This window comes from Mycobacterium sp. ACS4054, from assembly GCF_001667275.1.
Taxonomy (GTDB): Bacteria; Actinomycetota; Actinomycetes; order Mycobacteriales; family Mycobacteriaceae; genus Mycobacterium.
The window spans coordinates 26,672-39,253 of the sequence record NZ_LZHV01000061.1 but is presented as its reverse complement, the minus strand read 5'-3'; the positions used below and the strand labels follow the sequence as shown (position 1 = coordinate 39,253).

Below are 12,582 nucleotides of genomic sequence, written 5' to 3'. Positions count from 1 at the left end.
GGAGCTGTGCTGGGATCGAAAACATGACACCGCGGTTCTTGCCCTACTCCACCCGGCCGGGCCGGCTGATGGCCCAGCTGCTCAGCGACTTCGCCATCACCTTGTGGACGGCGCTCTGGTTGCTCGTCGGCCTGGCCGTCTACGACGCCGTCTCGACGATCGCCGAGGCGGGCCGGCAGGTGGAGAGCGGCGCGCACGGCATCGCCGGCAATCTGGCCTCCGCCGGGCACGGCGCCCAGCACATTCCCGTGGTGGGCGACGCCGTCAGCAAGCCACTGAACTCCGCCAGCCAGGCCGCTCTCGACCTGGCGGGCGCGGGCCACGACCTTGACTCGACCGCCAGCTGGTTGGCGATCCTGCTGGCGATGGCCATCGCCGCCGTCCCGATCCTCGTGGCGGATGTGCCGTGGCTTCTGCTGCGGCTGCGGTTCTTTCGGCGCAAGTTGACGGTTACCGCGCTGGCCGCCACCCCGGCCGGCGAGCAGCTGCTTGCCCTGCGGGCGTTGACGAACCGGCCGCCGGGACAACTCGCCGCCGTCGGCGCGGACCCGGTCGGTGGGTGGCGGCGCGAAGATCCGGTCACCATCCGGGCGCTGGCCGCGCTCGAGCTACGGGCGGCCGGCATCTCGATCGGCGGACGGTAAGACCGCGCGCCCGAGCAGCAGCAGCCCGGCGACGGCGACAACCAGCCACGCCGCCAACGCATCCCAGAAGAAAACCAGCGAGACCGTGAGCAACGACCGCTGGCAGATTTCGACGGCCATGGCGTAACTGGCGGCGGAATACATGCCCAACGGGAACACGAACGCCCACCAGACGCCGGCGAAGTGCAACATGCTGGGGCGCCGGCTGATCCGGTGCAGGCCGAAGTAGATCAGCGGCGGTATCCACAGGGTGGCCACCACCCACGTCACGATCGTGGCCGCCCGCACCGGCCCGGCAAGCCACGCGGGGGCCAGCGACCCGACGTTGTCACCGGCCAGGGTCGCAATCGCCATGCCGCCCATCAGGATCCAGCTGTCGGGCTCGAACCCGTCGCGGTCCTGCCGCTCGTTGACGACCCGCCAGAGCATCAGCCAGGTAATCAATGCGTAGATGCCGATCGCCGCCACCCAGAGCAGCACGGCAACGGCCAGCCACCAGCGATGGCCGGTGTGAGCTGCCGCCCGCGCTATCACGATGGCCAACCCGGACGTTCCCACGCTGGCCAGTTCCCACGCCCCATGTGCTTGGTCACGCAGCGCCGTGAACCGACACGCCAGCATGTTTCGCGCGCTGAGCCCGATTAACACCAGCCATGAGCACAGGCCCACCGCGCCGAGCACCCGCACCACCCACACGTTCGACGACAAACGGGTGTCGATCACCGCGCACGCGGCGACGAAGGTGAACAACCGAAGGGTGACGTCGGGGTCCTTCAGATCCCAGCGCACCCCGCGGCGCCCAACGAAAACGGCCACCACGGCCGCCAGCAAGACCAGGCCGACGGTGGCGAGCACGCCCAGCGCGTCGCTGATCCAGCTGTAGCGGTGGTTGCGCGCGGCGATCGACAAGATCCCGGTCGCCATCACCGCGGCGAAGATGTCCGGTGTCGGCGCGACATCGGCGCGTCGGATCGTCACCGCCCCTCGACGAGCTCCACCACCAGGTGCCGAATTCCGGTATGCCGATTGCTGCGGGCCCATTCGACGGGCCGGACAACCCGCACCGCACCAAAGCGGGAGAACAACTCCTCGTAGAGCACACGCAGTTCCAGTCGCGCCAGGTTGGCACCCAGGCAATAGTGCACGCCCTGCCCAAAACCCAGATGCGGGTTGGGCTTTCGGGTGATGTCGAACTCGTCGGCGCGCTCGAACACGCCGGCGTCGCGATTCGCGGAGCCCTCCCAGACCTGAACCTTCTGTCCCGCCTCGATGGTCTGCCCGCCCAGAGCGGAGTCACGCGTGGCGGTGCGTCGCTTGGACGGCGACGGCGACGTCCACCGCACGATCTCCTCGACGGCCGTCGGCAGCGAGTCGAGATCGGCACGCAGCGCCCGAAGTTGCTCCGGATGGCCGGCCAGCGCCAGCAGCCCCCCGGCGACCGCGTTGCGCGTCGTCTCCGCGCCCGCGCTGAACAGCAGGCTGAAGAACAGGTAGAGCTCGAGATCCGAAAGCGATGGCGCATCCGGATCGTCGACCATCGCGTTGGCCACGACCGACAGCATGTCGTCGGTCGGCTCCGCCCGCTTCGCCGCGATCAACTGCTGGCCGTAAGCGTACATCCGCGATCCGGCCTCTTCGACCGATAGCTGAGAAAGGGACGCCTTGCGTGAACCACCGAAATCAAACTGGGGCTCGATGGCCTCGAACAGCCAATGGCGTTCGGACTCAGGCACTCCCAGCAGGATGCAGATCATCTGCATCGGCAGCTCGGCGGCGATGTCGACCAGGAAGTCGAACGGCTCGCCGGGCACCACCGCATCCAGCAGTCGACGCGCCCGCGCCCGCAGATCGTCTTCCACCAGCCGGATCATTCGCGGCGTCAGGCCGGAGCTGACCAGCCGGCGGATCTGCGAGTGACGCGGGTCGTCCATCATGTTGAGCACCTGGCCCGCGATGGCCAGATCCTGCAGCAGCGTGCCACCGTACGGCCGGGCCCCGCCGGTGACCGAGGAGTACGTCGCCGGATCCTTCAGTACCTCAAGCGTTTCCGCGTACGTGGCGACGGACCAGAAGCCCTCGACGTCCGGTGTGTTGTCGGTGGGCTCGTGCCAGTACACGGGCGCCTCGCGGCGGTGGATGGCGAACAGGTCGTGCGGAAAGCCGTTGGCGAAGTTGTCCAGATCGGTGAAGTCGATCCCCGCGAGTGCGCCGGCGAGGGTCACAGGATCGCACCCGGGGCGTACTTGGCGGCGTCCGGGTAACGGCTCACCAGCGCGTCGACCATGGCGGCCACCTCGTCCACCTGGTCGCCGGCGGCGCCGATGAACGCCTTCTTGTCGGCCAGCGCGGCATCCAGGGCGGCCCGGTCCAGCGGCAGCCGCTCGTCGGCGGCCAACCGGTCCAGGAGATCGGGTTCCGCGCCGTGTTCCCGCATGGCGAGGGCGGTCGCGACCGCGTGTTCGCGGATCACGTGGTGCGCCGCCTCGCGCCCGACGCCCGCACGCACCGCGGCCATGAGCACCTTGGTGGTGGCCAAAAACGGCAGGTAGCGGTCCAGCTCGCGGGTGATCACCGCGGGGTAGGCGCCGAATTCGTCGAGCACCGTCAGGAACGTCTCGATCTGACCGTCGATGGCAAAGAAGCTGTCCGGCAAGGCGACTCGGCGCACCACCGAGCAGAACACGTCGCCCTCGTTCCACTGGGCGCCGGCCAGCTCGGCGGCCATCGAGGCGTAGCCGCGCAGCACCACTTGCAGCCCGTTGACGCGCTCGCAGCTGCGCGTGTTCATCTTGTGCGGCATCGCCGACGACCCGACCTGGCCCTCCGCGAATCCCTCGGTGACCAGTTCATGCCCGGCCATCAGCCGGATGGTGTGGGCCATCGACGACGGCCCGGCACCGAGCTGCACCAGGGCGGAGAGCACGTCGTGGTCCAGCGAACGCGGATAGACCTGCCCGACGCTGGTCAAAACCGTTGCGAAACCGAGGAATTGGGCGACCCGTCGCTCGAGTTCGGCCAGTTTGGCCGCGTCGCCGTCCAGCAGGTCCAGCATGTCCTGCGCGGTGCCCATCGGGCCCTTGATGCCGCGCAGCGGGTAGCGGTCGATCAACTCCCGCAGCCGGGTGAGGGCGACAAGCGTCTCTTGCGCGGCCGACGCGAACCGCTTGCCCAACGTGGTGGCCTGCGCGGCGACGTTGTGGCTGCGTCCGGCCATCACCAGGTCGCGGTAGGCGACCGCGCGCTCGGCGAGCCGCGCCACCACCGCAATGCCATGGGAGAACACCAATTCCATGGACCGCCGGATCTGCAGCTGCTCCACGTTCTCGGTGAGGTCGCGGCTGGTCATCCCCTTGTGCACGTGTTCGTGACCGGCCAGGGCGTTGAACTCTTCGATGCGGGCCTTGACGTCGTGGCGCAGCACCCGTTCGCGGCCGGCGATCGAGGCGAGATCGACGTCCTCGAGCACCCGCTCGTAGTCGGCGATGGCCTCCGACGGCACATCGATCCCGAGTTCCGCCTGGGCCCGCAACACCGCGAGCCACAGCCGGCGCTCCGCGACCACCTTGGCCTCCGGCGACCAGATCGCGACCATCTCCGCGCTGGCGTACCGGGCGGCCAGGACGTTCGGAATGCTCACAGACATAGAGCTTACGATCGGCCTCCCCCGCTGACCGGCTTGCGGTCACATTGGTGCCATCGGCCCGCACACCCGTCGGCCCACCTCGTCGCCGAATTGCCGCTGTGAGGCGGGCACTTCACCGATCCCGCCGGAAATTGGGGCCAATGGGACCGATGTGACTCAAAGCGGCGCCATATCCTGTGCGGGATGTACTTCGCGGGCGTCGATCTGGCCTGGGCCGGGCGCAACCCCACCGGGGTGGCGGTCGTCGACGACGTTGGCCGCCTCGTGCACGTCGGTGCCGCCGGCGACGACGCCGCGGTGCTGGCCGCGTTGTCGCCCTATGTGCAGGGAAGTTGCCTCGTTGGCTTCGACGCGCCGCTGGTGGTGACCAACCCGACCGGCCAGCGTCCCGCGGAAGCGGCGCTAAACCGCGACTTTCGCAGGTTCCAAGCCGGGGCGCACCCGGCCAACACCGCAAAGCCCGAGTTCGCCGACGGGCCGCGCGCGGCGCGCCTGGCGCACGCGATGGGGCTCGACATGGATCCCCGGTCAGCGGCCCCGCGGCGCGCCATCGAGGTCTACCCCCATCCGGCGACCGTGGTGCTGTTTCGGCTGGAGCGAACACTGAAGTACAAGGCGAAGCCGGGCCGGGGCCTCGAGCAGCTCAAATCCGAGCTGCTCTTGCTGATGGACGGCATCGAGAAACTCGCGCACGCCGCGGTGCCCCTACACGTGTCGGGCCATGACGATTGGCTTCGGTTGCGCAACCGCGTAACCACAGCTGAGCGCAAAAGCGAGCTGCGCCGCGCCGAGGATCCGGTCGACGCGGTCGTCTGCGCCTATGTGGCGCTCTACGCGCAGCGTCGCCCGGCGGAGGTGACGATTTACGGCGACTTCGCCACGGGATACATCGTGACGCCATCGCTGCCCGCGGACCGCACGGGCCGCTGATCGATGGGTGCAAGCACGTCGATGAGGTCGACCACCGTTCCCAGTGCCGCGGCGCGGGGGTCGCGTCCCTCGACCAAGGCGGACACCACCGAGCCGTCGACCGCGCAGATCAGCGTGCATACCAGCTCGATGTGCACCGTCCGGCCCGAGCGCTCGATGGCTTCGGCCACGGCCTCGGCGCGCTGTCGCAGGCTGCGACGCATGGTTTCGCGCAACGCGGGCAACCGCGTGCACGCGATGTGTCGCTCGTAGCGCGAGATCAATTGGTCGCTCAGTCCGGGACTGGACACGTCCCCAACGAGCAGGTCGACCAACACCTCGGCGATGGTCTCGGGTCCGCGGCGGCGGCGGGACAACGCGGTGACCCGCGACCGCAACTGCGCCACTTCGATCATCGCGATGTGTTCGACGGCGCGTGCGATCAAATCGTCAAGGGACGAGAAGTAATACGTCGTAGACGCCAACGGCAGTCCGGCCCGCCGGGCGACCGCGCGGTGCCGCACCGCCTCGAAGCCGCCTTCGGCAAGCAGCTCGGCGGCGGCGCTCACGAGCGCATACCGTCGACGTTCTCCCTTGGGAGTGACTGCTGCCGTCACGAGTAGCCATCGTGCCAGCCAAAGTGGTACTGCATTGCCATTTCCGCCAAACGCTTCGCCAAACCAACGTGGCATGATGGCCGGCATGCCCGACTTGAGCCGCCGTGCCCTGATGGGCCTCGGCGCCGGTGCGGCGGGCGCGTATGCGCTCGACATCCTGCTCAAGCCGCGACCGTCTCAGGCCATGCCGTCGCCGGCCGGCACCCGGGCGCCGCTGGCGCCACCGCCACCGGCGCCCCTCGAACCCGCTCCGCCGGGTCAGCCGGCGCCCACGATGGTGACGGGCTCCTTCGTCTCGGCGGCGCGCGGCGGAATCAACACCAACTGGGCCATCGCCCGGCCACCCGGTCAGACCAAGCCGCTGCGGCCGGTGATCGCGCTGCACGGCAAGGGCAGTGACGCGTCGACGGTGATGGCCGGCGGGGTCGAACAGGGCCTGGCGCAGGCCGTCAACGCGGGGCTGCCGCCGTTCGCGGTGGTCGCCGTCGACGGTGGCGGCAGCTATTGGCACAAGAGGGCGTCCGGCGAGGACAGCGGGGCCATGGTGCTCGACGAGCTGATCCCGATGTTGAGCACCCAGGGCCTGGACACCTCCCGGCTGGCGTTTTTGGGCTGGTCGATGGGCGGCTACGGCGCGCTGCTGCTCGGCGGGCGGCTGGGCCCGGCGCGCACCGCGGCGATCTGCGCGGTCAGTCCCGCCCTGTGGCTCTCCTCGGGCGCGGCGGCACCCGGGGCGTTCGACGGGCCCGACGACTTCGCGGCGAACTCGGTGTTCGGGATGCCGGCGCTGGGCTCCATTCCCATTCGCGTCGATTGCGGCGACAGCGATCCGTTCTTCGCCGCAACCAAGCAGTTCATCGCGCAACTGCCCCATCCGCCGGCGGGCGGCTTCTCGCCCGGCGGTCACAACGGCGAGTTCTGGAGTTCCCAACTGCCGGCCGAGCTGACGTGGATGGCGCCGCTGTTGGCGGCGTGATTTCGGACCCGCGGGTGTGGCGTTACGCTCGCGAAGGTGACCGCACCGTTCGACTGGGATTTCCCCTACGCGTGGCCGCGAAAGCCCATCCTGGCGGAAAACGTTGTGTGCACGTCACAGCCGCTGGCCGCCCAGGCCGGCCTGCGGGTGCTCGCCGAGGGCGGCAGCGCGGTGGACGCGGCCATCGCCACCGCCATCACCCTCACCGTGGTGGAGCCGGTGTCCAACGGCATCGGTTCGGACGCCTTCGCCATCGTGTGGGACGGCCGTCAGCTGCACGGCCTGAACGCGTCCGGCCGCTCGCCCGTGGCCTGGACACCGGAATACTTCGGCGGCAATGCCGTTCCGGCGGTCGGCTGGAACGCGGTGACCGTGCCCGGCGCGGTGTCGGCATGGACCGAGTTGCATGCCAAGTTCGGCAAGCTCCCGTTCGAAAGGCTCTTCGAACCCGCAATCCACTACGCCCGCAACGGTTTCCTGGTCTCGCCGATCGTCGCGCAGCAATGGGCAGCGCAAGTGCCGCTCTTCGAGAAGCAGCCGGGATTCGCCCCGGCGTTCATGCCCGCCGGCCGGGCGCCGAAACCCGGTGAACGGTTTCGCTTCCCCGAGCAGGCGACCACGCTCGAAAAGATCGCGGCGAGCAACGGCGAGGCGTTCTACCGCGGCGAGCTGGCCGCCCAACTCGAAGCGCACGCCAGCGCTAACGACGGCGCGATGCGGGCGGACGACCTCGCCGCTCACCGTGCCGACTGGGTGGGGACCATCAGCGCCACCTACCGCGGGTACACCGTGCACGAGATTCCGCCCAACGGCCACGGCATCGTGGCCCTGATCGCCCTGGGAATCCTGCAACACTTCGACATGGCCTCGCTCCCAGTCGATTCCGCCGACAGCGTGCACCTGCAGATCGAGGCGGTGAAGCTGGCCTTCGCCGACGCGCAGGCCTACGTCGCCGACATCGAATACATGCCGGTGCGACCCGAGCGCCTGCTGGACGACGAATACCTGAGGCGGCGCGCGGCGCTGATCGATCGCGCGCGGGCGATGCCGGCGTCCGCGGGCGCCCCGAGCGGGGGAACCGTGTATCTGACCGCGGCCGACGCCGCGGGGACGATGGTGTCGATGATCCAGTCGAACTACATGGGGTTCGGATCCGGCGTCGTGGTGCCCGGCACCGGCATATCGTTGCAGAACCGCGGTGCGAATTTCGCTGCGGCCGAAGGCCATCCGAACCGGGTGGGGCCGGCAAAACGGCCCTACCACACCATCATCCCGGGTTTCGTCACCAAGGATGGCGCCGCGGTGATGAGCTTCGGAGTGATGGGTGGAACGATGCAACCGCAGGGGCACACGCAGGTGATGGTGCGCATCGCCGATCACGGCCAGAATCCGCAGGCCGCGTGCGACGGACCACGGTTCCGGTGGGTCCAGGGCTTGCAGGTCGCTTGCGAGAAGGGCTTCCCGCGGGCGACGCTCGACGAGCTTCGGCTGCGCGGACACGACCTGGTCGCCGTCGACGACTACAACCAGTTCGGCAGCTGCCAGGCGATCTGGCGCCTGGACGGCGGGTATCTTGCGGCGAGCGACCCTCGCCGCGACGGCCAGGCCGCGGGCTGCTAGACGCTGATCTTGCCCTCCGCGGCCGCCAGCGCGATGTCGCCGCGAAAGTGGCTGCCCGGCAATCGGATCGAACGCATCAGCTCGTATGCTCGTTCCCGCGCCGCGGCGAGGTCGGCGCCGGTACCCACCACCGACAGCACCCGGCCGCCCGACGACACGACCTCGCCGTCGTCGCGCCGCGCCGTGCCCGCGTGCAGCACCCCCTCGACTTCGGAGCCGGCGACCACATCCCCGACCCGGGGACGGCCGGGATAGTTCTCCGCCGCCAGCACTACCGTCACGGCCGCTCCCTCGTGCCAGCGCAGCTCACCGAAGTCGGCCAGCTTGCCGGTACCGGCCGCGTACAGCAGCTGCCCGAGCGGCGATTCCAGCAGCGCCAGCACGGCCTGGGTCTCGGGATCGCCGAAGCGGCAATTGAATTCGACCACGGCCGGCCCGTTGCCGGTGATCGCCAGCCCGACGTACAGCAGCCCGCTGAACGGGCTGCCGCGCCGAACCATCTCGGCCGCAACGGGTTCGACGATATTACCGACGATGTCCCGGTACACCTCGTCGGGAAGCCACGCGACGGGCGCGTAAGCGCCCATGCCGCCGGTGTTGGGCCCGGTATCGCCGTCGCCGACACGCTTGAAATCCTGCGCCGGCAGCAACGGCACCACGGTTTCGCCGTCGACCACGCAGAACAGCGACACCTCGGGTCCGTCCAGAAACGACTCCAACAGCACCGGGTGGCCCGCCTCGAGCAGCCCGGCGGCGTGCGCTCGTGCGACACCGCGATCCGCGGTCACCACCACGCCCTTGCCGGCGGCAAGCCGGTCGTCTTTGACCACCCAGGCCGGGTCGCCGACCGGCGGCCCGAACCGGTCCAGCGCGGCGTCCAAATGGGCGGGGCTGTCGACGGTTTCGCTGTCCGCCGTGCGCACGCCCGCGGCGGCCATCACCTCTTTGGCGAAGGCCTTGGAACCCTCGATGCGCGCGGCGTCCTTGCCGGGCCCGAAGCAGACGACACCGGCGGCTCGCAGGGCGTCGGCCACGCCCAGCACCAGCGGCACCTCGGGACCGATGACCACCAGGTCGGCCCGGACGTCGCGCGCCAGGGCGACGACGTCCTCGCTCGAGGTGATGTCGACGTCGTGCTGCTCGGCCACCCGGGCGGTGCCGGCGTTGCCGGGAGCAATGGATAGCGCCGTGACCTGCGGGTCTTTCCGAAGCGCCAGCAGCAGCGCATGTTCTCGGGCACCCGAACCGATCACCAGGACTCGCACGACACGTCAGACTAGCCCGGGCAAACGCCAAACGCCTACAGGATCTTTTCGAGGAGATTCTTCAGGTCTTTTCGCTGCGCGACAGTGAGGCGGCCGAGACGCTTGTCGAACTCGGCGGACAGCAACGCCAGGCCGTCGGTGGCGGCTTTGCGCCCGGCCGGCGTGAGCAGCAGTCGATGACGCCGCAGATCGGTGGCGTCGATCTCGCGACGCACGAAGCCGGCGGCCTCGAGCCGTTTGAGGTAAACCGTGACCGTCGCCTTGGGCATGCTCAACGTTGCCGCGAGTTCGGCCGGGTAGGGGTGCTCGTCGATTTCCGCGAGCAGGAACAACTCCTTGGACTCGAGTCCCAGTGCGCAGATGTCAGCCTCGGCGCACGAGATGACCGACAGCAGCACCCGGTAGTTCAGCGACCAGATTCTGGCGGCGTCGACCGCCGCCGACTTGCCAGATCGTTCAGACATGAACTAGTTTAGAGATGTACAAAAACATAATCGAACAAGTTACCAGAAAGCGGCCTCTATGCCCCTGGATCAGTACGTGACACTCGGACGCTCTGGCCTACGCGTCAGCCCGTTGTGCCTGGGCGCCATGACGTTCGGCGAGGACCTCGGCTGGGGCACCAGTGTGGAAGAGTCCCAACAGATCATCGATCGATACACCGACCTCGGCGGTAACTTCATCGACACCGCCAATTTCTACACCCGAAGCCACTCCGAGAAGATCATCGGCGATCACATCGGGCGCGACGCCGGCCGCCGGGATCGGCTGGTCATCGCCACCAAGTTCAGCGGCAACTTGTACCCGGGCGATCCCAACGGTGGCGGCTCCGGCCGCAAGTCGCTGATCAACGCGTGCGAAAACTCGCTGCGGCGTCTGCAAACCGACTACATCGACCTGTACTGGCTACACATCTGGGACGCGAACACGCCAATCGACGAAACGATGGCGGCGCTCGACGACCTGGTTCGCGCGGGCAAGGTGCGCTACATCGGCGTCTCGGACACCCCGGCGTGGAAGATCGCCCAGGCCAACCTGATTGCTAAGTTCCGCGGCTGGTCGAGTTTCGTCGGCCTGCAGGTCGAGTACTCGCTGCTGGAACGCTCGATCGAACAGGAACTGGTTCCGATGGCGTCCGAATTCGGCCTCGGCATCACACCGTGGTCGCCGCTCAAGGGTGGCGTGCTCAGCGGCAAGTACACCCGGGCCAATGCCGGCGGGCGGGACGCCGACCGTGGCGCGATGGTCAACGCCTTCCTGAACGAGAATACCTACGCGCTGATCGACGAACTCGAGACCATCGCGAAGGCCCATCAAACGACCGTCGCCAGTGTGGCGCTGGCTTGGGTGCACGCGCAGGCAGCGGTCTCGTCCGTGATCATCGGGGCGCGCAGGCTCTCCCAACTGGACGACAACCTCCGCGCCGTCGACGTGAGCCTGAGCGCCGACGAACTAACCCGGCTCGATGAGCTGACCAGGCCGAAGTTCGGTTTTCCGAACAACATGCTGGAGATGGCGCCGGGCATTCTCAACGGCGGGACGTCGGTCAACGGTGTATCCGCACCGATCTCCGAGTACGTGATGCCCGAAGGTGGGCGGCCTTACTGATTACCCGTCAGCCGAGTCCCTCGTAGATCAGCCGCGCGTATCTGCGCGTCCGATCGGTGCCGGCCGACGTGACTTGCCCCATCTTGTTCATGACATACGCGAACGTCGTGCGGCGGTCGGGGTTCATGACCGCCATTGACCCGCCCCAACCGCCCCAGTAACAGACTCTTTCGTTGGGGATGTCGGGCACGGCCTCGGCGTGGGGCAGGGCGAAGCCGATGCCCCACCGCGCAGGCATGCCCAGCACCAGATCGGTGCCGTTGGCCTGCTCCTGGAAGATCAGGTCTATGGCGTCGGACCCTAGGATCCGTACGCTATTGGCTCTGCCGCCCAAAGCAATTGGCGATAGGGCGCGAACCAGTGAGCGCGCGTTGGTGTGCCCGTTGGCCGAGCCGATCTCCGCGCGGCGCCACGCGGTCGTCTCCGCCGCCAGCGCGGCCTCCGGCGTGGGGGGAATTGCGGCGAACGTCTTGTACATGGGGTGATCGTGGGGGACCGCGTCCAGCGGCACGTCCAGCGGCGGGGGCGGCACCAGCTCGGCGATTCGGTGATCGTCCTCCGGCCGGGCGCCGATCTGCAGGTCGGCGCCCAGCGGCTCGGCGATCTGCTCTCGCACAAACTGTTTCAGAGTCGTGCCGGTGATCCGCCGGACGAGTTCACCGACCAGGTGGCCGATGGTCACGGCGTGGTAGCCGGACGCGGTGCCGGGTGCCCACCACGGTGTCTGGGCGGCCAGCTGCGAAGTGGATTTGTCCCAGTCGTAGACGTCTTCGAGGGAAAAGGGCATCTCCCAGCCGGACACCCCGGAGGTGTGGCTCAGGATGTGGCGCACCTCGATGTCCTGCTTGCCGTTGGCGGCGAACTCGGGCCAGTACCTGGCGACGGGAGCGAACGGGTCCAGTAGGCCACGGTCGACGAGCATCAATGCCGCCAGGGCGGTCACGTTCTTCGTGCTGGAGAAGACGTTGACGATGGTGTCTTGCGACCATTCGCGGGTTCTCGCCCTGTCGGCGTGCCCGCCCCAGATGTCCACGACGAGCTCGCCGTCGACGTCGATGGCGATCGCGGCACCGAGCTCGCCGCCGGTCGTGACCTCGTCGGCGAGGGCCGCGACCAGATCCTCGAAGCGACTGTCGTAGTGGCCGTGCAGAACCCCCGTCGTGAAGTGGGCATCGATCGAGGTGGTTGTGTTCATCCCTATCTCCTTTGACTCCGACCAGGTCACTATGGGGCCTCCCGACGGCCTAACGCATCGGCCAATTGGCCTAGACCAACCGAATGCATGCGGGCGGGCATCTAG

At 68.4% G+C, this 12,582-nt stretch carries 12 protein-coding genes; 5 read left to right on the top strand and 7 right to left on the bottom strand.

Annotation, left to right across the window (positions count from 1 at the left end; genetic code table 11):
• The first annotated feature begins 23 nt into the window (after nt 1-23).
• Entirely contained in the window at nt 24-644 is a 621-nt protein-coding gene (locus A5730_RS18715) for a hypothetical protein (protein ID WP_067903584.1), read from the top strand.
• Here the strand turns inward: A5730_RS18715 and A5730_RS18710 are convergent.
• The 3 genes from A5730_RS18710 to purB are packed head-to-tail and all read right to left on the bottom strand — an operon-like array spanning nt 609 to nt 4,281.
• Complete coding sequence (locus tag A5730_RS18710; RefSeq protein WP_067903581.1) at nt 609-1,622, bottom strand: tellurite resistance/C4-dicarboxylate transporter family protein; 1,014 nt, start codon at nt 1,620-1,622, stop codon at nt 609-611. The genes A5730_RS18715 and A5730_RS18710 overlap by 36 nt on opposite strands.
• Entirely contained in the window at nt 1,619-2,866 is a 1,248-nt protein-coding gene (locus A5730_RS18705; protein WP_067903579.1) for a cytochrome P450, read from the bottom strand. The genes A5730_RS18710 and A5730_RS18705 overlap by 4 nt, the downstream gene beginning before the upstream one ends.
• Nucleotides 2,863-4,281: an adenylosuccinate lyase gene (gene purB, locus A5730_RS18700; RefSeq protein WP_067903576.1), complete on the bottom strand. Its 1,419-nt coding sequence runs from the start codon at nt 4,279-4,281 to the stop codon at nt 2,863-2,865. The genes A5730_RS18705 and purB overlap by 4 nt, the downstream gene beginning before the upstream one ends.
• 189 nt (nt 4,282-4,470) lie before the next feature.
• On the opposite strand from purB, the gene A5730_RS18695 reads away from it, so the two are divergent.
• Nucleotides 4,471-5,217: a DUF429 domain-containing protein gene (locus A5730_RS18695; protein ID WP_067903573.1), complete on the top strand. Its 747-nt coding sequence runs from the start codon at nt 4,471-4,473 to the stop codon at nt 5,215-5,217.
• On the opposite strand, the gene A5730_RS18690 is transcribed toward A5730_RS18695, so the two are convergent.
• Entirely contained in the window at nt 5,151-5,813 is a 663-nt protein-coding gene (locus A5730_RS18690; protein ID WP_055401730.1) for a TetR/AcrR family transcriptional regulator, read from the bottom strand. The genes A5730_RS18695 and A5730_RS18690 overlap by 67 nt on opposite strands.
• 73 nt (nt 5,814-5,886) lie before the next feature.
• Between A5730_RS18690 and A5730_RS18685 the strand changes: the two genes are divergently transcribed.
• On the top strand, nt 5,887-6,789 hold the full coding sequence (locus A5730_RS18685) for an alpha/beta hydrolase-fold protein (RefSeq protein ID WP_067903570.1): 903 nt from the start codon (nt 5,887-5,889) through the stop codon (nt 6,787-6,789).
• 36 nt (nt 6,790-6,825) lie between these two features.
• Nucleotides 6,826-8,409: a gamma-glutamyltransferase family protein gene (locus A5730_RS18680; RefSeq protein WP_067903567.1), complete on the top strand. Its 1,584-nt coding sequence runs from the start codon at nt 6,826-6,828 to the stop codon at nt 8,407-8,409.
• Here A5730_RS18680 and purD read toward each other — a convergent pair.
• Both purD and A5730_RS18670 read right to left on the bottom strand, forming a co-directional pair.
• Entirely contained in the window at nt 8,406-9,674 is a 1,269-nt protein-coding gene (gene purD, locus A5730_RS18675; protein ID WP_067903564.1) for a phosphoribosylamine--glycine ligase, read from the bottom strand. The genes A5730_RS18680 and purD overlap by 4 nt on opposite strands.
• A 35-nt stretch (nt 9,675-9,709) precedes the next feature.
• Nucleotides 9,710-10,138, bottom strand: a complete 429-nt coding sequence (locus tag A5730_RS18670; RefSeq protein WP_067903561.1) for a MarR family winged helix-turn-helix transcriptional regulator — start codon at nt 10,136-10,138, stop codon at nt 9,710-9,712.
• A gap of 58 nt (nt 10,139-10,196) precedes the next feature.
• Here A5730_RS18670 and A5730_RS18665 point away from each other — a divergent pair, with 58 nt between their 5' ends.
• Entirely contained in the window at nt 10,197-11,282 is a 1,086-nt protein-coding gene (locus A5730_RS18665; protein WP_067903557.1) for an aldo/keto reductase, read from the top strand.
• A gap of 7 nt (nt 11,283-11,289) precedes the next feature.
• On the opposite strand, the gene A5730_RS18660 is transcribed toward A5730_RS18665, so the two are convergent.
• Entirely contained in the window at nt 11,290-12,477 is a 1,188-nt protein-coding gene (locus tag A5730_RS18660; RefSeq protein ID WP_067903555.1) for a serine hydrolase domain-containing protein, read from the bottom strand.
• Nucleotides 12,478-12,582: the final 105 nt, after the last annotated feature.